General features: G+C 42.3%; 20 protein-coding genes and 2 pseudogenes. 17 read left to right on the top strand and 5 right to left on the bottom strand.

Going from position 1 to position 20,186, the window contains the following annotated elements; genetic code table 11:
* Window positions 1–14 precede the first annotated feature (14 nt).
* From aspS to J1C81_RS11425, 4 genes are all read left to right on the top strand, one after another.
* Entirely contained in the window at window positions 15–1,769 is a 1,755-nt protein-coding gene (gene aspS, locus J1C81_RS11440) for an aspartate--tRNA ligase (protein WP_004189501.1), read from the top strand.
* Window positions 1,756–2,691, top strand: a complete 936-nt coding sequence (locus J1C81_RS11435; protein ID WP_004189503.1) for a YitT family protein — start codon at window positions 1,756–1,758, stop codon at window positions 2,689–2,691. The genes aspS and J1C81_RS11435 overlap by 14 nt, the downstream gene beginning before the upstream one ends.
* A gap of 181 nt (window positions 2,692–2,872) precedes the next feature.
* Window positions 2,873–4,150 carry an MATE family efflux transporter gene (locus J1C81_RS11430; RefSeq protein ID WP_032909868.1) on the top strand — a complete coding sequence of 426 codons (1,278 nt, stop codon included), beginning with the start codon at window positions 2,873–2,875 and terminating at the stop codon, window positions 4,148–4,150.
* On the top strand, window positions 4,147–4,761 hold the full coding sequence (locus tag J1C81_RS11425) for an HAD-IA family hydrolase (RefSeq protein ID WP_004189508.1): 615 nt from the start codon (window positions 4,147–4,149) through the stop codon (window positions 4,759–4,761). Before J1C81_RS11430 ends, J1C81_RS11425 begins: the two co-directional genes overlap by 4 nt.
* A gap of 47 nt (window positions 4,762–4,808) precedes the next feature.
* Here the strand turns inward: J1C81_RS11425 and J1C81_RS11420 are convergent, their stop codons facing one another.
* Together J1C81_RS11420 and J1C81_RS11415 are read right to left on the bottom strand one after the other, a co-directional pair.
* The gene (locus tag J1C81_RS11420) at window positions 4,809–5,285 is read right to left on the bottom strand and encodes a YcxB family protein (protein WP_004189510.1); all 477 of its coding nucleotides are present in this window, start codon (window positions 5,283–5,285) and stop codon (window positions 4,809–4,811) included.
* Between the two features lie 78 nt (window positions 5,286–5,363).
* Window positions 5,364–5,906, bottom strand: coding sequence for a histidine phosphatase family protein (locus J1C81_RS11415; protein WP_004189513.1), 543 nt, complete (start codon window positions 5,904–5,906; stop codon window positions 5,364–5,366).
* Window positions 5,907–6,004: 98 nt separating this feature from the next.
* On the opposite strand from J1C81_RS11415, the gene polA reads away from it, so the two are divergent.
* From polA to J1C81_RS11395, 4 genes and pseudogenes are all read left to right on the top strand, one after another.
* Window positions 6,005–8,647 carry a DNA polymerase I gene (gene polA, locus J1C81_RS11410; RefSeq protein WP_004189515.1) on the top strand — a complete coding sequence of 881 codons (2,643 nt, stop codon included), beginning with the start codon at window positions 6,005–6,007 and terminating at the stop codon, window positions 8,645–8,647.
* 164 nt (window positions 8,648–8,811) lie between these two features.
* Window positions 8,812–9,249 (top strand): CoA-binding protein, encoded by a 438-nt coding sequence (locus J1C81_RS11405; protein ID WP_032909869.1) that lies wholly within the window; start codon window positions 8,812–8,814, stop codon window positions 9,247–9,249.
* A 1-nt stretch (window position 9,250) separates the two neighbouring features.
* Window positions 9,251–9,764, top strand: a pseudogene (locus J1C81_RS11400) (kinase).
* Between the two features lie 312 nt (window positions 9,765–10,076).
* Entirely contained in the window at window positions 10,077–11,474 is a 1,398-nt protein-coding gene (locus J1C81_RS11395) for an AbiH family protein (RefSeq protein WP_004189523.1), read from the top strand.
* A 121-nt stretch (window positions 11,475–11,595) separates the two neighbouring features.
* Here J1C81_RS11395 and J1C81_RS11390 read toward each other — a convergent pair whose 3' ends face one another.
* The 3 genes and pseudogenes from J1C81_RS11390 to J1C81_RS11380 form a co-directional block, all read right to left on the bottom strand.
* The gene (locus J1C81_RS11390; RefSeq protein ID WP_004189525.1) at window positions 11,596–12,915 is read right to left on the bottom strand and encodes a hypothetical protein; all 1,320 of its coding nucleotides are present in this window, start codon (window positions 12,913–12,915) and stop codon (window positions 11,596–11,598) included.
* A gap of 185 nt (window positions 12,916–13,100) precedes the next feature.
* Window positions 13,101–13,320, bottom strand: a pseudogene (locus J1C81_RS11385) (DUF5960 family protein).
* 110 nt (window positions 13,321–13,430) lie between these two features.
* A complete protein-coding gene (locus tag J1C81_RS11380; protein WP_004189527.1) occupies window positions 13,431–14,315 on the bottom strand; it encodes a DUF975 family protein in 885 nt (294 codons plus the stop codon).
* 152 nt (window positions 14,316–14,467) lie between these two features.
* Between J1C81_RS11380 and tgt the strand changes: the two genes are divergently transcribed.
* From tgt to rplV, 9 genes are all read left to right on the top strand, one after another.
* Entirely contained in the window at window positions 14,468–15,610 is a 1,143-nt protein-coding gene (tgt, locus tag J1C81_RS11375; protein ID WP_004189529.1) for a tRNA guanosine(34) transglycosylase Tgt, read from the top strand.
* Window positions 15,611–15,635: 25 nt separating this feature from the next.
* A complete protein-coding gene (locus J1C81_RS11370) occupies window positions 15,636–16,274 on the top strand; it encodes a uridine kinase family protein (RefSeq protein ID WP_004189531.1) in 639 nt (212 codons plus the stop codon).
* Between the two features lie 373 nt (window positions 16,275–16,647).
* Window positions 16,648–16,956: a 30S ribosomal protein S10 gene (gene rpsJ, locus J1C81_RS11365; protein ID WP_004189532.1), complete on the top strand. Its 309-nt coding sequence runs from the start codon at window positions 16,648–16,650 to the stop codon at window positions 16,954–16,956.
* An 84-nt stretch (window positions 16,957–17,040) separates the two neighbouring features.
* Complete coding sequence (rplC, locus tag J1C81_RS11360) at window positions 17,041–17,667, top strand: 50S ribosomal protein L3 (RefSeq protein ID WP_002894479.1); 627 nt, start codon at window positions 17,041–17,043, stop codon at window positions 17,665–17,667.
* A gap of 24 nt (window positions 17,668–17,691) precedes the next feature.
* A complete protein-coding gene (gene rplD, locus J1C81_RS11355; RefSeq protein WP_002894480.1) occupies window positions 17,692–18,315 on the top strand; it encodes a 50S ribosomal protein L4 in 624 nt (207 codons plus the stop codon).
* Window positions 18,315–18,611 carry a 50S ribosomal protein L23 gene (locus tag J1C81_RS11350; protein ID WP_002894481.1) on the top strand — a complete coding sequence of 99 codons (297 nt, stop codon included), beginning with the start codon at window positions 18,315–18,317 and terminating at the stop codon, window positions 18,609–18,611. The genes rplD and J1C81_RS11350 overlap by 1 nt, the downstream gene beginning before the upstream one ends.
* 17 nt (window positions 18,612–18,628) lie before the next feature.
* A complete protein-coding gene (rplB, locus tag J1C81_RS11345) occupies window positions 18,629–19,462 on the top strand; it encodes a 50S ribosomal protein L2 (RefSeq protein ID WP_002894482.1) in 834 nt (277 codons plus the stop codon).
* A gap of 85 nt (window positions 19,463–19,547) precedes the next feature.
* A complete protein-coding gene (gene rpsS / locus J1C81_RS11340) occupies window positions 19,548–19,829 on the top strand; it encodes a 30S ribosomal protein S19 (RefSeq protein WP_000533766.1) in 282 nt (93 codons plus the stop codon).
* An 11-nt stretch (window positions 19,830–19,840) separates the two neighbouring features.
* The gene (rplV, locus tag J1C81_RS11335) at window positions 19,841–20,185 is read left to right on the top strand and encodes a 50S ribosomal protein L22 (protein WP_002894484.1); all 345 of its coding nucleotides are present in this window, start codon (window positions 19,841–19,843) and stop codon (window positions 20,183–20,185) included.
* The last annotated feature ends 1 nt before the right edge of the window (window position 20,186 follow it).

Raw genomic sequence — 20,186 nt, 5'->3', positions numbered from 1 at the left:
TTTGGAGAGTAAAGATGAAACGTTCTATGTATGCTGGGCGTGTTCGCAAGGGGCATGTTGGTCAGGAAGTCACTTTGAAGGGCTGGGTAGCCCGCCGTCGGGATTTGGGTGGTCTGATTTTCATTGATTTGCGCGACCGCGAAGGCATTATGCAGCTGGTCATCAATCCTGAGACTGTGGCTGCTGAGGTCATGTCAACAGCAGAAAGCCTGCGCAGTGAGTATGTGCTAGAGGTGACAGGTAAGGTGGCTGCGCGTGAGCAGGTCAATGACAAGCTGGCGACAGGAAGCGTGGAGCTGCATGTGGAAAGCTTGACTGTCTTAAATACAGCTAAGACGACTCCTTTTGAAATCAAAGACGGCATCGAGGTGAATGACGATACTCGTTTGCGCTACCGTTATCTGGACTTGCGCCGACCAGAGATGTTGGAGAACTTCAAGCTCCGTGCTAAGGTGACTCACTCTATCCGCAATTATCTAGATGAATTGGAGTTCCTTGATGTGGAAACACCTTTCCTATCTAAGTCAACGCCAGAAGGAGCGCGTGATTACTTGGTGCCTAGTCGGATTCATCAGGGACATTTTTACGCTCTGCCCCAGAGTCCGCAGATTACCAAGCAACTCTTGATGAACGCTGGTTTCGACCGTTATTATCAGATTGTTAAATGCTTCCGTGACGAGGACTTGCGTGGTGACCGTCAGCCAGAGTTTACTCAGGTGGACTTGGAGACTTCTTTCTTGTCTGATCAGGAGATTCAGGACATTACAGAAGGCTTGATTGCTCGTGTTATGAAAGAGACCAAGGGTATTGAGGTTTCTCTGCCTTTCCCGCGTATGAAGTATGATGATGCCATGGCTCTTTATGGGGTTGATAAGCCTGATACTCGTTTTGAGATGTTGTTGCAGGACTTGACAGATCTTGTCAAGGGAGTTGACTTCAAGGTCTTTTCAGAAGCTCCGGCTGTCAAGGCTATCGTGGTGAAAAATGCTGCAGATAAATACTCTCGCAAGGATATCGACAAGCTGACAGAGCAAGCAAAACAGCATGGTGCTAAGGGTCTTGCTTGGGTGAAAGTGGCTGATAGTGAGCTGGCTGGCCCAGTTGCTAAGTTCTTGACAAACTTGACAAGTCCGTTGACAGAAGCTTTACAGCTTGAAAATAATGACCTAATTCTCTTTGTTGCTGATACTTTGGAAGTGGCAAATGCTGCTTTGGGAGCTCTTCGTGTACGCTTGGCCAAAGAGTTGGACTTGATTGACCCTGATACATTTAACTACCTTTGGGTGGTCGATTGGCCCATGTTTGAATGGTCAGAAGAAGAGGGCCGCTACATGAGTGCCCACCATCCTTTCACCCTGCCTCAGAAAGATTCTGAGCAAGAGCTGGAAGGCGACCTCAGCAAGGTAAGGGCTGTGGCCTATGATATCGTCCTCAATGGTTATGAGTTAGGTGGCGGCAGTCTTCGGATCAACCAGAAAGACTTGCAGGAGCGGATGTTCAAGGCGCTTGGCTTCTCGGCTCAAGAAGCTGCCGAGCAGTTTGGCTTCCTTCTGGAGGCTATGGACTATGGTTTTCCACCGCATGGTGGTTTGGCTTTGGGCTTGGACCGCTTTGTGATGCTGCTGGCTGGTGAAGAAAATATCCGCGAAGTCATCGCCTTTCCGAAAAACAATAAGGCTTCTGATCCAATGACACAGGCACCTAGTCCAGTGTCGGTAGCTCAACTAGAGGAATTAAGTTTACAAGTGGAAGCACATGAAGAAGACTAATTTTTACAAACTCTTTCGTTATTATGTCCGCAGGTTTGCTTATAATTTTAAGATTTTGCGGTCTTTAAAGAGTATCTCGCGTGAGAAGTACGATGAGAAGATTTCTGCCTCGCTTGTCTATGGCTTTTTGTCAGCTGTAGCAGTCAATTTTTTCTTTCAGCCGGGACATGTTTATTCCAGCGGGGCGACTGGTCTGGCGCAGGTCATTACTGCCCTCAGTACTCGTTTCTTTAGTTTTACCATTCCGGTTTCTGTGACCTTTTACGCTATTAATATTCCGCTGATGATTCTGGCCTGGTACCAGATTGGGCATAAGTTTACCATTTTCACCTTTATCACGGTTACGATGAGCTCGCTCTTTATCCAGTTTGTGCCAGAAGTGACCTTGACTGATAATCCTATTATCAACGCCCTTTTCGGCGGTGTGGTCATGGGAACGGGGATTGGCTTTGCCCTTAAGTCCAGCATTTCCAGCGGTGGGACTGATATTGTCAGTCTGACTGTTCGGAAAAAAACGGGCCGAAATGTCGGGAATATTTCCTTGATTGTTAATGGAATTATTATGCTGATTGCGGGTCTGACCTTTGGCTGGGAGTATGCGCTGTACTCCATGATTACTATTTTTGTGTCTAGCCGAGTGACGGATGCGGTCTTTACCAAGCAGAAGCGTATGCAAGCCATGATTATCACCAGCCATCCAGACAGAGTGATTGATAAGATTCACAACAAGCTGCATCGTGGGGCGACAGTAATCCATGGCGCTGAGGGAACCTACAATCACGAAAAAAAAGCTGTTCTGGTGACTGTTATCACCCGAGCTGAATTTAATGAATTCAAGCAAATCATGAAGCAGACCGACCCAGCTGCCTTTGTCTCCGTCGCAGATAATGTCCATATCTTGGGACTCTTTGTTGAGGAGTGAAGATATTCATTGAGTTTGGGTATGCGAAGTGATATAGTTGGGAGTTTGTGCTTAAAACAAGGTTTTATGATAGGAGATTCATATGCGGTAGGACAATAGTCCCACCGCTTTCTATTCTCTATGGTGAAGAGTGGAAATTGTAAGTAAGAAAGGATATACAAATGCAGGAGTTTTTCAGATTATGACGACTTATAAAAAAATCATGAATATCGCCTTGCCGGCTATGGCGGAGAATTTTTTGCAGATGCTCACGGGAATGGTCGACAGCTATCTGGTGGCCAGTCTTGGGCTGATTGCGATTTCTGGTGTCTCGGTGGCCGGCAACATCATTACAATTTATCAGGCAATCTTTATCGCGCTGGGGGCTGCTATTTCCAGTCTCATCTCCAAGACTCTGGCTCAGGGGGACAAAGAGCGTCTGGCCTATCATACAGCTGAGGCTATCAAGCTAACCTTGCTTCTGAGTCTTCTGTTGGGGCTGATTTCCCTGCTCTTTGGCAGGCAGATGCTGGATCTTCTAGGGACGGAAAAAGCGGTAGCTGAAGCAGGTGGTCTTTATCTGGCTCTGGTTGGTGGGACTATTGTTCTGCTAGGCTTGATGACTTCTTTTGGAGCTTTAGTGCGGGTCACATGCAATCCTAGATTCCCCATGTATGTTAGTCTTCTGACTAATGTCCTCAATGCCCTCTTTTCTGGTTTAGGGATTTACATCTTTCGTCTTGGTATTGTCGGTGTAGCGTTGGGAACGGTGCTGGCTCGTCTAGTTGGTGTGCTGATTCTTTGGCGGGAGCTGGATTTGTCCACAATCCGCTGGCGCTGGGGCTTAGATGGAGAGCTCTTGCGCCTGTCTCTGCCAGCTGCTGGAGAGCGGCTCATGATGCGGGCGGGTGATGTAGTGATTATCGCCATTGTGGTCGTCTTTGGGACAGACGCAGTAGCGGGGAATGCCATCGGTGAAGTCTTGACTCAGTTTAACTATATGCCTGCCTTTGGGGTTGCGACAGCAACAGTCATGCTGGTAGGCCATGCGGTAGGTGAGGGAGATATGCAAGAGGTCGGTCTGATTCGTCAGCGGACCTTCTGGCTGTCTTTTGCTTGCATGCTGCCCGTGGCTCTAGGGATTTTTGCTTTTGGACGGCCGCTGACCTTGCTCTATACGGATAATAGCGGAGCTATCACAGCAAGTCTTTTAGTCATCCTCTTCTCCCTATTGGGAACTCCCATGGCAGTGGGAACCGTGATTTACACAGCTATCTGGCAGGGGCTGGGCAATGCCAGACTGCCCTTTTATGCCACGACTGTTGGCATGTGGCTGATTCGCATTATTGCCGGTTACTTGCTGGGAGTGACCTTTGGATTGGGTCTGCCGGGGGTTTGGACTGGGATGCTCTTGGACAATGGCTTCCGCTGGCTATTTTTAAAGGTTTTATTTGACAGAAAAATGAGGAAAATCACATGACAAAAGCGTTTATTTGGGATTTGGACGGCACCTTGCTGGACTCCTACGATGCTATTTTGGCGGGGATTGAGGAAACCTATGCTCACTATGGTCTGGACTTCGACAGGGCGAGTATTCACAGCTATATCCTAAAGCACTCTGTCCAGAAGCTCTTGGAAAAAGTAGCGTCTGAGAAGGGGCTGGATGCTGCCGAGATGAATGCCTTCCGTGGAGCAAGCCTAAAGGAGAAAAATGCTCAGGTCCATCTGATGGAAGGAGCAGCGGAGATACTGGCTTGGGCTGAGGAGCAGGGCATTGCCCAGTTCGTCTATACCCACAAAGGACTCAATGCCCATCAAATCTTGCAAGACTTGGGCATTCATGATTATTTTACAGAAATTATCACAACAGCCAACGGCTTTGAGCGCAAGCCCCACCCAGAGGGTGTTGACTATCTGCTTGAGAAATATGGCCTGGACAAGCAGGAAACCTACTATATCGGCGACCGGACGCTGGATGTGGATGTCGCTGCCAACAGTGGCATCCAGAGCATTAACTTCTGTGACTACCGACCAGAAATCAATCAGAAAATAGAGAAGTTGATGGATATCAAGCAATTATTTACAAGATAAAAAGCAGACCAGAACTGATCTACTGTCAGTCTAGCCTGCTTTTTCTTTTACATATGCTCAATGTGAAGTTCTAGCAAGAACTCAAGAGCCTCAGGAGAACAGTTTTCTTTTTCAATTGCGAAACCAGTGTTCTCTCCTATCAAGATATAAAAATCTTGCTTTGTCATAATTACTTTGACAATATCATCATAGGTATAGCGAAATTCACCACGTATGTTTCTTGCGATAAAAGCCTCTCTGTCAAATATCAGAGTGACTTCCATGTTCTGAAATAAAGGATTTTTTTGATAAGCTCTCTTTATCTGATAATTCATGCCAAAATAGTACATAGAGGCGAAAATGGGGGGAGCCAATATTATAGATATTATCTTTTCCTCTAATGGACCGAGCATTACGTAGGCGAACAGCCCGATTATCAGTATGATTATGTATAATACAAATCCTTTTCGTCGTATGAGAATAGCCCATGAAAATCTTTTATAAACTTCTTCAGTCATAAGAGTTGTAATACGGATTGGAAACATCTTTTACCTCCAGTTTCCATTATTATAACATATATGAGCGATAAGATTTAGCCGAGCCTTGCTAGTCGATACCATATTTTATAGGAGGTGAGTGATTTTTCCGCTTTCGTCTAAAACCAGTACATCTGGAAAGTTTTGGCTGCGCCAGAAGTTATAATCAATGTTGGAATCGAATGCGCTTAGTAAAATGCAGATAAGGTTACCATGGGAGTTAATGATAATCTCTTCGTTTTGGTGTTCGCTTTCCAGTTCATGAAGAAAGGCTAAGGCTCGCTGTTGAGCTTGTTGATTAGACTCGCCACCAACAAATGAAAAAGTCGGCTGTGACCAAAGTTGCATGAGGGCTTCTTCAAAGTCTTGGTCGGCAATCGCTTGACTACTTAGCTTTCGCTCTATTAGCCGTTTGTCGGTTTGAATAGCGAGTTTCAGGCTCTGAGCCAAAGGTTCAACCGTCTGGATGGCTCTTCGGTAAGGACTGGAATAAATGGCGGTAATGGGTTTGTCTGCTAAAAAGTCAAGCTGCGCCAAGGATTCTTGCCCTTTGTCTGATAATGGTCGGTTGATTTCATCAGGTGTATAGTTAGAATGCGCATGACGGATAAAATAGTAGGTATTGTTCATAAAATGATTATAGCAAAATTTAAATCTCAATTCATTTTCTACCTATTTTCCATGCCGCCGTTTCTGTCTTTGTCCGCCTTTCGTGTTATAATAAATCTATGGAAAAAAAGAATAAGTTATTATTAATCGACGGTTCGTCCGTTGCTTTTCGCGCTTTTTTTGCGCTTTATAATCAAATTGACCGTTTCAAGAGTCCATCGGGCCTGCATACCAATGCCATTTATGGCTTCCACCTCATGCTCAATCATCTCTTGGAGCGCGTGCAGCCGACTCATGTCCTGGTAGCTTTTGATGCTGGCAAGACGACCTTCCGGACCGAGATGTACGCCGACTATAAGGCTGGTCGGGCCAAGACACCGGATGAATTTCGTGAACAGCTGCCCTTTATCCGAGAAATGTTGCAGCACCTAGGCATTCACTACTACGACTTGGCTCAGTACGAGGCGGATGACATTATCGGGACCTTAGACAAGATGGCTGAAAAGACAGCTGTGCCTTACGATGTGACCATTGTCAGCGGCGATAAAGACTTGATTCAGCTGACGGATGATAATACCGTGGTGGAGATCTCCAAGAAAGGTGTGGCCGAGTTTGAGGAATTTACCCCAGCCTACCTCATGGAAAAGATGGGCATCACGCCAGAGCAGTTCATTGACCTCAAGGCGCTGATGGGCGATCAGTCAGATAATATCCCTGGAGTGACCAAGATCGGTGAGAAGACTGGTCTCAAGCTCCTCTTGGAGTATGGCTCTTTGGAAAATCTCTATGAAAATATTGACCAGCTCAAGGCTTCCAAGATGAAGGAAAATCTGATCAATGACAAGGACAAGGCCTTTTTATCTAAAACTCTAGCTACTATCAATACTCAGGCTCCGATTGAAATTGGGCTGGATGATTTGGTTTATAAGGGGCCACAGGTAGAGGCTCTGAGCAAGTTCTACGACGAGATGGGCTTCAAGCAGCTCAAGGCTCAGCTAGGAACTGGTCAAGAGCCGGTTGAAGTCAAACCAATTGAATTTACCAAAGTGACTGAGGTCACAGAGGATATGCTTGCACCAGAGCAATTCTTCTATTTTGAAATCTTGGGTGACAACTACCACAAGGAAGAGATTGTCGGCCTTGCCTGGGGCGATAGCCGTCAGATTTATGTCGGCTCCAGCGATTTACTGCAGCAGCCTCTCTTTCAGGAGTTTTTGATAAAAACAGCTCTAAAAACCTACGACCTCAAGCGAACCAAGGTACTGCTCAGTCATTATGGTATCGAACTACCAGCAGCCTCCTTTGATGCACGTCTAGCCAAGTATCTGCTTTCGACGGTCGAGGACAATGAGCTGGCGACTATTGCTCGCCTCTACGGCCAAACAATCCTGCCGACTGATGATGAGGTTTATGGCAAGGGGGCCAAGCGTGCTCTGCCGGAGCAAGAGCAACTCTTTGAGCATCTAGCTCGTAAGATCCAAGTGCTGCTGGAAACAGAAGAACCCATGCAAGAACAGCTTCGCGCCCACGATCAGCTGGATTTGTTGCTTGAAATGGAGCAGCCGCTGGCCTTTGTCCTAGCTAAGATGGAGATTGCGGGGATTAAGGTTGAGCGGGAAACCCTGCAGGGCATGCAGGCGGAAAATGAAAAGACGCTGGAAAGTCTGACTCAGGAGATTTATGATCTGGCTGGTCAGGAGTTTAATATTAACTCGCCGAAACAGCTGGGAACCATTCTCTTTGAGGATATGGGGTTGCCACTGGAGTACACCAAAAAGACCAAGACAGGTTACTCGACAGCGGTTGATGTGCTGGAGCGCCTAGCTCCCATTGCACCGATTGTGTCTAAGATTCTGGAATACCGTCAAATCAGCAAGCTTCAGTCCACTTATATCATCGGACTGCAGGAGGCGATAGCGGCTGACGGCAAGATCCACACTCGCTATGTTCAGGATTTGACCCAGACGGGTCGCTTGTCCTCGGTTGACCCGAACCTGCAGAACATCCCCGTTCGTTTGGAGCAGGGGCGTCTTATTCGCAAGGCCTTTGTACCGGAGTGGGCAGACAGTGTGCTTCTCAGCTCGGATTATTCCCAGATTGAGCTACGGGTGCTGGCTCACATTTCTAAGGACGAGCATTTGATTGCTGCCTTTCAGCATGGAGAAGATATTCATACGGCTACCGCCATGCGGGTCTTTGGTATTGAAAAGGCAGAGGATGTGACACCTAATGACCGCCGTAATGCCAAGGCTGTCAACTTCGGAGTGGTCTATGGCATTTCCGATTTCGGACTGGCTAATAATTTGGGAATTTCCCGCAAGGCTGCCAAGGACTACATTCAGACTTATTTTGAGCGTTTCCCAGGAATCAAGAATTATATGGAAACCATCGTCCGCGAAGCGCGTGATAAGGGCTATGTAGAGACCATTTACCATCGCCGTCGCTCCTTGCCAGACATCAATTCCCGCAACTTTAACATACGAAATTTTGCGGAGCGCACAGCTATTAACAGCCCAATCCAAGGATCGGCCGCGGACATTCTCAAAGTCGCTATGATTAATCTGGATCGAGCTCTGACTGAGAAGAATTTCAAGTCTCGCATGCTCTTGCAGGTTCACGATGAAATCGTGCTGGAAGTGCCAAATGACGAGCTAACGGCCGTCCGCCAGCTGGTCAAAGAAACCATGGAAGCTGCGATTGAGTTGGCCGTTCCATTAGTAGCTGATGAAAATGCCGGCCAAGCTTGGTACGAAGCAAAGTAAATCAAGATACAAAGAGCGTCAAAAACCGACTGAAAATTAGGAATCCGGACGAAGGAGCGATGCTCCTAGAACGGATTATCTATTTTCCAAGGTTTTAGCTCGGATTCAGTTAAGACGCAATACGTACAAACTATCCAGCTTTATTATGAATGAGGAGGAAGCCTATGACTTATCATTTTCAAAATCCCAGCGATGCCATCGTCAAGCATTATTTGAACAACAGCAAGGTGATTGCTGTTGTTGGTCTGTCTGACCGCGAAGAAACGACCAGCAACCGCGTGTCCAAGGAGATGCAGGAGCGGGGCTATCGCATTATTCCAGTCAACCCGCGGGCAGCGGGCAGTCAGATTTTTGGTGAAACTGTTTATGCCAGTCTCAAAGATATTCCTTTTCCTGTGGATATTGTCGATGTATACCGCCGCAGTGAGTTTTTGCCGGATGTGGCACTGGATTTTCTGCAGACGGATGCCAAGATTTTCTGGGCTCAGTTGGGCTTGGAAAGTGAGGAAGCTGAGCAGATTTTGCGGACAGCCGGTCGGGATGACATTGTCATGGACCGCTGCATTAAACGCGAGCATACCCGCTTGATTCTGGGCGAATAAGATGGCCGAGTTAGTTATCATTCGTGGAAATTCCGGCTCTGGGAAGTCTAGTCTCGCTGGGAAACTGCAGGCTCACCACGATCGAGGGACTCTCTTGATTGCGCAGGATACTGTTAGACGGGACATGCTCAAGGAAAAGGTCGAGCCTGGAAATTTGTCTATTGACCTGACAGAGACATTGGCACGCTTCGGCTACGAACATGATTTGCTGGTTCTATATAGAAGGATTTTATGAGACAGACATTTACGGACAGATGCTAGAGCGACTGCGGAATTTGTTTGGTTCTCAAACTCTAGCATATTACTATGATTTGACTTTTGAAGAAACAGTCCGCCGCCATCAGACTAGAGTTAAACAAGAAGAATTTTCCCCTGCCGACATGAAGCGCTGGTGGAAAGACCGAGTCTTCTTAGGCTGGGAAGAGGAAGCCTTTTTCACAGATGAGGATTCACTAGAGGCAGCCTTTGACAAAATCTGCTCTGCCCTTGACAGGACAGACTACAATAGTAAATAAAAAAACAACTCACAAGCTTAGGACAAGGAGTCTAAATAAGACTATTTTTAATAAATTAAATCTTATTATATTAGCTTTATTTTTTTCTTATAAAGCTTGAATGACTCTATTTTCTCATTTTTGGTACTAATTTGGGAATTACTGAATACAAAACAACTCTCTCCTTTCTTATCTTTCTTCAGTAAACGAACCAAACACATTTAACAGAACACTTTTTTGAGATACACATAGAATTTTATTTAAAATAGAGTATAATAGAGAAATATGAGAATCTAAAAAATTCAATATACAGTGTATTAGAAAGGAATTTAAATGAGTAATTCTATTGTTGAACCTCAAAATTCTGGCTTTATAAAAGATGAGGGAAGAGAGTTTTTCGAACAACTTATTATCCTGGGTAATGGATTTGATCTTGCTTGCGGATTGAAATCATCTTATTCAGATTTTTTTGATTATATTTTTACTAAAAAATCTCTTCAAAATAATTATTGGTATAAAGTTTTTAATTATTCTAATAGAGACAATAGCAATAAGGATAATAATTGGACAGATATAGAATCGAAAATTCTTATGGAACTTCAGAATCTAGAATTTCTATTTCGGTTTAATTTATTCAAAAATATAAAGGAGGAAATTGAAAATGATAAATCCATAGATGCTGATCTTGATCAAATAAAACTCAAGTATGATAATGACATACAGACATTAGTAAAAGAAACTGCTAGAGTGACTGATTTAGATAAAAAAATTAGATATCATCTCGAAACAAATTTAGAATACGGATATTTAGATGGTGATTCCGTAATTGGAACTGCTTCTATTCTTATCATATATGCATTTGATTTTATTTCTTCTATTGAAAAAGTACATAAATTATTAAAAGGTGAACTTTTTAGCCTAGAATCTGATTTTAAAAAATTTTTAAAACAACAAATTGAATTAGCAATCGAAGAGTTTGATTTAGCATTTAATTCTGACTCTCAAACGGATTATAAACAACTAAAGCAATATTTTTGGACATCAAGATATTTGATTTGGATTCTTTTAAATGATTCTTTACCTGCCGCGACTCAATTTGATTATTATTTTGATAACTCAGGTGACTGTTTGACTGTTCCACCTTCTTTCGAACGATTTTGGAAAACGCATGGTAATTTTTCAACTTTAGTACATGATCTCCATGAGAATTATATGATTCATAACTCTATTCTATCATTCAATTATACCAATCCTTTTCAAAATTCTGTACGTATTAGAAATATTCATGGTGACTTAGATTCTGATAATTTGATTTTCGGTATTGACTATGACAAATTGAATAGTCATTTCAATGTACCACCTATCAAATTTTCAAAATCTTATCGTATTCTAGAAAACGATACAACTTCTTCTTTTGATATTACTCCTAGGATTGAGGTTATAAAATTTTATGGCCACGGATTAGGTTCTGCAGATTATGCGTATTTTCAGTCTATTTTCGATACAGTAGATTTATATCATGGGACCACAAAATTAATTTTTTTCTGGTCTACATATAAAGGAGCGGATAAAGATTTTCTTTACAAAGAACAAGTAAAGAAAGTTGTTAACTTAATCGAAGAATATGGTTCAACTTTTACCAATAAAAATCATGGTCGCAATTTACTAACAAAATTACAGCTTGAAAATCGATTAATTATCAAAGAGATAAAATCTATTGAGAATCTATAAAGTCGCAAGTTGTTACTAAATTATAATATTAGCACCTATTGTGTATTAGGTGCTTTTTTGTATCTATCCTTAAATAATCGACAATATTTGAAAAGCTCATACAGTGAGCTTATTTTTTAGATTATTTCCCCAATATCTTCTTTGCTTCTGTATCGTGTTTTTCAATATCTTTGTGGCGTAATCCTTGTCCCTGCTCTATCCCTTGAGTTGGGACTTTTAAATTAATTTTTAAAGATCCCTTGTTTTCGATTACATCTAATTCGCGGGAACAATATTCACAAGGTTTTTTCGTTACAATTAAATTCATTTCACCATCTAATTTGTTATCATCCCTAAATTTTGCAAATAACTTTCTTTCGCAACAACTAAACATACGGTTGAAATCCTTGGTAAGTTTTATAGCTTCAAATTGTTCATATGTAATATACCTTCTTTTATCTTGAAGATAATAGCGTACATCATTTGTAATTTTAGCTGGTATGTATTCATTCCCAAGCAATTTTTGAAATTTTTTATGAAGTTTATTGTTTTTATCAAAATAATTAATAGCATAGTATTTAGTTGTAACATCATATGCTACCGCATAACAGTTGAATTTTTTATTTTTATTTATTCCTTTTGTATGTAATTCTTGGGCAAAATTTTCTCTATTGATGATTTTACCAAACTCATCTGATATTGCAGGCGTAACATATTTTAGTTGTGATTCTGAAATTGAAGATAATTCTTCTTGAAATTTTTGATGCAACACATTAAATTCATCAATTTCTAAAGATGATGATCTACCCAGAGGAACACTTTCATTACCATACAACAATAATTTTAAAATAATAACCAAATGTTGAAATTTATTTATATTATTTGGACTATATTGAATGCTTGTAATTAAATAATTAGTGAAATCTGCAATATTTTCATATAAATTACTATCGCTAGAAAAAGGTATTTGATATTGGACTACCTTATGCAGAAAAGCACAACGGATAGATAAGCCCCCATCGGATTTATAACAATTATATTTGACGGAAGTCATATAATCCAATTGACGAGTATAGCGGCCAGAAATATCATGTTCTAGATAACGAGTATAGCGGTCGATTACTTTACTAAATTCTATTTTTAGTTCTTTAGCACATTCAATTAATTCTAAATAATAGAATCTTATAAAAGTTAACAATTTGTCGTATTTATCTCTATTTTTAGATATTATTTCCAACGATTTATTTTTATTTTGGACTTCTTCTCCAGTCGATAACTCATACACTGCTTGGGCGTAATAAAAATCAGATATGATATCTATAAATGATATACTATCGTCTTCAAGTCTATGTAAAAATTCTGTTAAATTAACATTGATAAAGTTATCCTTATACTTAAAATTAAAAACGTTTTTTTCAAGCGAAGACAATATATCTAATGGTAATTCAAGTTTTCTATACATACTTTACTCCTACAAATATTATTTGATTAAACAGATTTTTACTACGAGAAGCTAGTGCTTAATTCTACTGGCTTTCATAAATAATAATTAATATTATATAATGAAGTTTGTTATTTCAAAAAATAAAAAAGTCATTCATATCATATTAATCATTTTGTAAAACAGTTTATAAAATTTATACTATCTTACTTATCTTCTGTTGATTTAACTCCAAAATAGAAATAACAATCTCTTACATCTTTTGCGTTATCTTTATTCAATTTAAAGTAATTTTCTGATTAATAGCCACTATACTTAAATTATCATCAACTAAAAATGTTAAAGATCTATTGTTGAATATTTTTGAAAATCGACTGACAAATAGTCCACTTGCAGTTTATTCTCGTAAAGTTCTTTCCTACTTATAGACAATTTACTCCAAGATATGAATTTGTAGAATATCTTCAATTTGAATCAATCTATAACCGTCACTTGTCCTATCAGATATTTCTTTTGTCAATAAGTTTTTAATTTCGTCAATTACAGTGATTTTTCGAGTCCTGTGCCTGTGGGTTATTTTCTTTTGAGATCGCTTTTTCTTTTTTCAATTCTTCATAAAAGAGAATGTAAGCAGTCGCTGTATAAGGGAGAACTATAACATTCAGCAAGCCGTAAGTTAATCTGGCCAATAAATTCCAGCCGATGAAGCTCAGATTAAGCATAAAAAGCTTTCCTTTATAGCCTTTCATTAGCTTCCGGCTTTGACGGATAGCATAGAAAGCTCCCTGGTAACCCCCAGCCTCAAGCTGGTCATAGAGGATGAACTCTGCTTGAGCATAAGCATAGTACTGAGGGATGGCAATACCTAAGCCGGTGAATATCAAGAGGGTTCCCAGTAACATACCAGGGGTGTATTGAAGAATCTGCTGGCCTGCAGCACTTTGAACCGACACCACTGTATGGGCAGGAATTTTTTCCGAAATAGAGAGGATTTTATAAGCATTAAAGATTGCTAGGAGACTCCCGCAGAACATAGGAATATTCCAAAGAAAAATCAGCAGCTGCTTGAGTAAAACCGTCTTGAAGACAGGTGTGAAAGTCTTGCTCGTAAAAAGATATCCTATATCTGAAAAGTTGACATCATCCTTTGTCTTACGAAGAACCTTTATCATGGTGTAGCTGGCAGAAAGCAGTAGCAAGGTCAAGATAAACTGGATGGTCGTCGGAAAAAGATTTTTACTAATGAGAAGATAGATGGACTGGCTAAAAGTTAGGTTGGGAATGGAATCTCTTAGATTGTCATTAAGGGAAAGTAAGATGCTGAGGATGCTGACAAGAGTTGGGGCCGCAAACAAAAGAAAAATCCCTCTCGTTTGGCTGCGGACGGTACGAGCCTGAGCTCTGATGTGACTTAGATTCATAATTCCTCCATTTGGATTTGTCTGTTACATTATATCATACCCCGTGACAGATAGAAGTTTTTTTGGTAAAATCATACGGTATCTTGTGAGCCCTTGCTGCTCGTTATATAGAAGAAAAATCGCTGGGACTGTTTTTCCCAGCAGGAGGAAACATGTCAACATCACCGATTCAGTATCGTTTGATTAAAAAAGAAAAGCATACAGGTGCTCGTTTGGGGGAAATTATCACGCCTCACGGGACTTTTCCGACGCCTATGTTTATGCCGGTTGGTACCCAGGCGACGGTCAAGACCCAGTCACCAGAAGAGCTCAAGCAAATGGGGTCGGGTATTATCTTGGCCAATACTTACCACCTTTGGCTGCGGCCAGGCGATGAGCTGATTGCCCGTGCAGGTGGCTTGCACAAGTTCATGAACTGGGATCAGCCTATTCTGACGGATAGTGGCGGTTTTCAGGTCTATTCTCTAGCTGACAGCCGCAATATCACAGAAGAAGGAGTAACTTTTAAAAACCACCTCAATGGTTCCAAAATGTTCCTGTCACCAGAAAAGGCCATCTCCATCCAGAACAATCTGGGCAGTGACATTATGATGTCCTTTGATGAATGCCCGCAGTTCTACCAGCCGTATGACTATGTCAAGAAGTCCATTGAGCGGACTAGCCGTTGGGCAGAGCGTGGACTCAAGGCCCACAGCCGTCCACACGACCAAGGACTCTTTGGGATTGTTCAGGGTGCTGGATTTGAAGATTTGCGTCGTCAGTCTGCTCAAGACTTGGTCAGCATGGATTTTCCGGGCTACTCTATTGGAGGTTTGGCTGTTGGTGAGTCTCATGAAGAGATGAATGCTGTGCTGGACTTCACAACGCCTATGCTGCCTGAAAACAAGCCTCGCTATCTTATGGGAGTAGGTGCGCCAGATAGCTTAATCGATGGTGTTATTCGTGGTGTGGATATGTTTGACTGCGTTCTGCCGACGCGCATTGCCCGAAACGGTACCTGTATGACCAGCGAAGGACGCTTAGTCGTTAAAAATGCTCAGTTTGAGGAAGATTTCACGCCGCTGGACCATGACTGTGACTGCTACACATGTACCAACTACACGCGTGCCTATATCCGCCACTTGCTCAAAGCGGACGAGACCTTCGGCATCCGCCTGACCAGCTATCACAACCTCTACTTCTTGGTACACCTTATGAAGAAGGTGCGCCAAGCAATCATGGATGACAACCTGCTGGAATTCCGTGAAGACTTTATTGAGCGCTACGGCTACAATAAATCCAGCCGAAATTTCTAAGGAGTTCCATTTGAAAGGGGAAGCTATGTCTGATGAAGAGAAATTGCTGAAAAGATTGACAGCGTATCTGTCAGACGACCAAAAACATACCCTTCGTATTTATGGTCATGGTGCTTCGGGGAAGTCGACTTTTGCTCGAAAACTCCAGCTAGCCTTGGGTGAGGACCGAGCCAATCTGCTGGAAACAGATCCTTATGTAATTACTGGAGAGTATCGCGATTTGCTTAGTTCCAAAGATTTTCCTCATCAAAAAGTCACAGCCTGTATCCCAGCTGTTCATGAGCTCGGGAGTCTGGAACGAGATATTTGTGCCTTGCAGTCTGGTCTGGATATTCTGACCATTGGCACAGCTTGGTCGCCTAGCTTGCGTTTATCAGCCCGAAAGCCTATTTCAATAGTAGAAGGCATGTCGGCTGTCTTTTTGCCTGAAAGTTTGTTTGATTTGTCGATTTGCTTTTACACGGACGACCAGACTGAGTTAGAGCGCCGCTTGGCAAGAGATGTGGCTGTGCGAGAGCGCAGGCCAGATTGGATAAAGCAGACGCATCTGGCTCGACGAGAGCAATATAGGCACTTTTATCAGCCCTATCTAGCGGCTGCAGACCTTGTCATCTGCCAGTCAGGCAACAGTTTTCGCATCGAAAAGGACAGCCCCTTACTATAAAACAAAATAGCCAAGGATAAATTTTCGTTTCTAATCTCACTGATGTGCGTCAGTGAGATTTTGTATTTTCTGAATACAAAATCGAATAAATAGTTGAAAAAGTCTAAATTTTCTTCTAGATAATGATTTACAAGACTTATAAATTATTTAGAAAACACTTTCATAAAAAATTATCCTAAAAATCTTTAAAAATTCTCTCAAATCCCTTGCAATGACTGGTTCTTTGTGTTAAGATACTATGGTGCTGTAAAAATACAGTGTGTAGCTTTGATGCAAGAGGTTGCGACACGCTCGGTTGCATTGCCACGCAATCGCCTGTCGGTTTTCTTGTGGAGCTAGCCTATTATCTTAAATAGACGAAAAGGAGAAAAAGATGGCAAACAAAAAAATCCGCATCCGTTTGAAAGCTTACGAACACCGTACACTTGATACAGCGGCTGCAAAAATCGTAGAAACTGCTACTCGTACTGGTGCTGAAGTTGCGGGTCCAATCCCTCTTCCAACTGAGCGCAGCCTCTACACAATCATTCGTGCGACTCACATATACAAAGACTCTCGCGAACAATTTGAAATGCGTACTCACAAACGCTTGATCGACATCATCAACCCAACTCAAAAAACAGTTGACGCTTTGATGAAATTGGATCTTCCAAGTGGTGTGAACGTAGAGATTAAACTTTAATCTAAAGCTTGATCTAAATCAGAGCATGAAAAACGCTCGTTAAAAACTTTTTGAAAAAAATTATAGAAAAGGAAACATTTTCTCATGACAAAAGGAATCTTAGGGAAAAAAGTGGGAATGACTCAAATCTTCACTGAAGCTGGCGAATTAATCCCTGTAACTGTTGTTGAAGCAGCTCCAAACGTTGTTCTTCAAGTTAAAACAGTTGAAACAGATGGTTACAACGCAGTTCAAGTTGGTTTTGATGACCTTCGTGACGTATTGAGCAACAAACCTGCCAAAGGCCATGTAGCGAAAGCTAACACAGCTCCTAAGCGCTTCATTCGTGAATTCAAAAACATTGAAGGCTTGGAAGTAGGAGCAGAAATCACTGTCGATACATTCGAAGCTGGTGATGTTGTTGATGTAACAGGAACTTCAAAAGGTAAAGGTTTCCAAGGTGTTATCAAACGCCACGGCCAATCTCGTGGTCCAATGGCTCACGGTTCACGTTACCACCGTCGTCCTGGTTCAATGGGACCAGTTGCGCCAAACCGCGTGTTCAAAAACAAACGCTTGGCTGGACGTATGGGTGGGAACCGTGTAACGATTCAAAACCTTGAAATCGTACAGGTTGTTCCAGAGAAGAACGTTATCCTGATTAAAGGTAACGTACCAGGTGCTAAGAAATCTCTTATCACTATCAAGTCAGCAGTTAAAGCTGGTAAATAATAAAGAAAGGGGAAATCAGTCACAATGGCAAACGTAAAATTATTTGACCAAACTGGTAAAGAAGCTGGTGAAGTAGTTCTGAATGATGCGGTCTTTGGTATTGAGCCAAATGAATCAGTTGTCTTTGATGTTATCATCAGCCAACGCGCTAGCCTTCGTCAAGGAACTCACGCTGTTAAAAACCGTTCTGCAGTATCAGGCGGCGGACGCAAACCATGGCGTCAAAAAGGAACTGGACGTGCTCGTCAAGGTTCTATCCGCTCTCCACAATGGCGTGGCGGTGGTATCGTATTCGGTCCAACTCCTCGTTCATATGCTTACAAACTTCCACGTAAAGTTCGTAGATTGGCATTGAAATCAGTTTACTCTGAAAAAGTTGCTGAAAACAAATTCGTAGCTGTAGACAGCCTTTCATTTACAGCTCCAAAAACTGCTGAGTTTGCAAAAGTGCTTGCTGCACTGAGCATTGATACTAAAGTTCTTGTTATCCTTGAAGAAGGAAATGAATTCGCTGCACTTTCAGCTCGCAACCTTCCAAACGTGAAAGTTGCAACTGCAACAACTGCAAGCGTTCTGGACATCGTAAACAGCGATAAACTTCTGGTTACTCAGGCAGCTATCTCTAAAATTGAGGAGGTTCTTGCATAATGAATTTGTACGACGTAATCAAAAAACCTGTTATCACTGAAGGTTCAATGGCTCAGTACGAAGCAGGCAAATACGTATTTGAAGTGGACACTCGCGCTCACAAGCTCTTGATCAAGCAAGCTGTTGAAGCTGCTTTTGAAGGAGTTAAGGTTGCTAACGTTAACACTATCAACGTAAAACCAAAAGCAAAACGTGTTGGACGCTACACTGGTTTTACAAACAAAACTAAAAAAGCTATCGTAACACTGACAGCTGATTCTAAAGCAATCGAGTTGTTCGGTGCAGAAGAAGAATAATCTAAGGAGGAAATATCGTGGGAATTCGTGTTTATAAACCAACAACAAACGGTCGCCGTAATATGACTTCTTTGGATTTCGCTGAAATCACTACCAGCACTCCAGAAAAATCTTTGCTCGTTTCTTTGAAGAGCAAGGCTGGTCGTAATAACAACGGTCGCATCACTGTTCGTCACCAAGGTGGCGGCCACAAGCGTCACTACCGTTTGATTGACTTCAAGCGTAACAAAGACGCTGTTGAGGCAGTTGTAAAAACAATTGAGTATGATCCAAATCGTTCAGCAAACATCGCTTTGGTTCACTACACTGACGGTGTGAAGGCTTATATCATCGCTCCTAAAGGCCTTGAAGTTGGTCAACGCATCGTTTCAGGTCCTGAAGCAGATATCAAAGTCGGAAATGCTCTTCCGCTTGCTAACATCCCAGTTGGTACTTTGGTTCACAACATTGAGTTGAAACCAGGCCGCGGTGGAGAATTGGTTCGTGCTGCTGGAGCTTCTGCTCAAGTATTGGGTCAAGAAGGTAAGTACACTCTTGTTCGTCTTCAATCAGGCGAAGTTCGTATGATTCTTGGTACTTGCCGCGCTACAGTTGGTGTTGTCGGAAACGAACAACATGGACTTGTAAACCTTGGTAAAGCAGGACGTAGCCGTTGGAAAGGCATCCGCCCAACAGTTCGCGGTTCTGTAATGAACCCTAACGATCACCCACACGGTGGTGGTGAAGGTAAAGCACCAGTTGGTCGTAAAGCGCCATCTACTCCATGGGGCAAACCTGCTCTTGGACTTAAAACTCGTAACAAAAAAGCGAAATCTGACAAACTTATCGTTCGTCGTCGCAACGAGAAATAATTTAAAACAATCTATCCGCCAGCTCGGTAGCGCTGCTTAGTCAGCGCAGGCCGCTGTGGTACTTATTTAAAGGAGAAAATATAAAATGGGACGCAGTCTTAAAAAAGGACCTTTCGTCGATGAGCATCTGATGAAGAAAGTTGAAGCTCAAGCTAACGACGAAAAGAAAAAAGTTATCAAAACTTGGTCACGTCGTTCAACGATCTTCCCAAGTTTCATTGGTTACACAATCGCAGTTTATGACGGACGTAAACACGTACCTGTTTACATCCAGGAAGACATGGTAGGTCACAAGCTTGGTGAATTTGCGCCAACTCGTACTTACAAAGGTCACGCTGCAGACGACAAGAAAACACGTAGAAAATAAGGAGAACATAAATGGCAGAAATTACTTCAGCTAAAGCAATGGCTCGTACAGTGCGTGTTTCACCTCGTAAATCTCGTCTGGTTCTTGACAATATTCGTGGTAAAAACGTCGCTGACGCAATCGCAATCTTGAAATTCACTCCAAACAAAGCTGCTGGCATTATCGAAAAAGTTTTGAACTCTGCAATCGCTAATGCTGAAAACAACTTTGGTTTGGAAAAAGCAAACTTGGTAGTATCTGAAGCTTTCGCAAACGAAGGACCAACTATGAAACGTTTCCGTCCGCGCGCTAAAGGTTCAGCTTCACCAATCAACAAACGCACAAGCCACATCACTGTGGTCGTTGCAGAAAAATAAG

The sequence above is a fragment of the Streptococcus sanguinis genome, from assembly GCF_050225395.1.
Taxonomy (GTDB): Bacteria; Bacillota; Bacilli; order Lactobacillales; family Streptococcaceae; genus Streptococcus.
This window is presented reverse-complemented; position numbering and strand designations above follow the sequence as displayed.

Coding starts and splice junctions, on each gene's coding strand:
- aspS (WP_004189501.1), top strand. CDS start 15: ATGAAACGTTCTATGTATGCTGGGCGTGTTCGCAAGGGGCATGTTGGT.
- J1C81_RS11435 (WP_004189503.1), top strand. CDS start 1,756: ATGAAGAAGACTAATTTTTACAAACTCTTTCGTTATTATGTCCGCAGG.
- J1C81_RS11430 (WP_032909868.1), top strand. CDS start 2,873: ATGACGACTTATAAAAAAATCATGAATATCGCCTTGCCGGCTATGGCG.
- J1C81_RS11425 (WP_004189508.1), top strand. CDS start 4,147: ATGACAAAAGCGTTTATTTGGGATTTGGACGGCACCTTGCTGGACTCC.
- J1C81_RS11420 (WP_004189510.1), bottom strand. CDS start 5,285: ATGTTTCCAATCCGTATTACAACTCTTATGACTGAAGAAGTTTATAAA.
- J1C81_RS11415 (WP_004189513.1), bottom strand. CDS start 5,906: ATGAACAATACCTACTATTTTATCCGTCATGCGCATTCTAACTATACA.
- polA (WP_004189515.1), top strand. CDS start 6,005: ATGGAAAAAAAGAATAAGTTATTATTAATCGACGGTTCGTCCGTTGCT.
- J1C81_RS11405 (WP_032909869.1), top strand. CDS start 8,812: ATGACTTATCATTTTCAAAATCCCAGCGATGCCATCGTCAAGCATTAT.
- J1C81_RS11395 (WP_004189523.1), top strand. CDS start 10,077: ATGAGTAATTCTATTGTTGAACCTCAAAATTCTGGCTTTATAAAAGAT.
- J1C81_RS11390 (WP_004189525.1), bottom strand. CDS start 12,915: ATGTATAGAAAACTTGAATTACCATTAGATATATTGTCTTCGCTTGAA.
- J1C81_RS11380 (WP_004189527.1), bottom strand. CDS start 14,315: ATGAATCTAAGTCACATCAGAGCTCAGGCTCGTACCGTCCGCAGCCAA.
- tgt (WP_004189529.1), top strand. CDS start 14,468: ATGTCAACATCACCGATTCAGTATCGTTTGATTAAAAAAGAAAAGCAT.
- J1C81_RS11370 (WP_004189531.1), top strand. CDS start 15,636: ATGTCTGATGAAGAGAAATTGCTGAAAAGATTGACAGCGTATCTGTCA.
- rpsJ (WP_004189532.1), top strand. CDS start 16,648: ATGGCAAACAAAAAAATCCGCATCCGTTTGAAAGCTTACGAACACCGT.
- rplC (WP_002894479.1), top strand. CDS start 17,041: ATGACAAAAGGAATCTTAGGGAAAAAAGTGGGAATGACTCAAATCTTC.
- rplD (WP_002894480.1), top strand. CDS start 17,692: ATGGCAAACGTAAAATTATTTGACCAAACTGGTAAAGAAGCTGGTGAA.
- J1C81_RS11350 (WP_002894481.1), top strand. CDS start 18,315: ATGAATTTGTACGACGTAATCAAAAAACCTGTTATCACTGAAGGTTCA.
- rpsS (WP_000533766.1), top strand. CDS start 19,548: ATGGGACGCAGTCTTAAAAAAGGACCTTTCGTCGATGAGCATCTGATG.
- rplV (WP_002894484.1), top strand. CDS start 19,841: ATGGCAGAAATTACTTCAGCTAAAGCAATGGCTCGTACAGTGCGTGTT.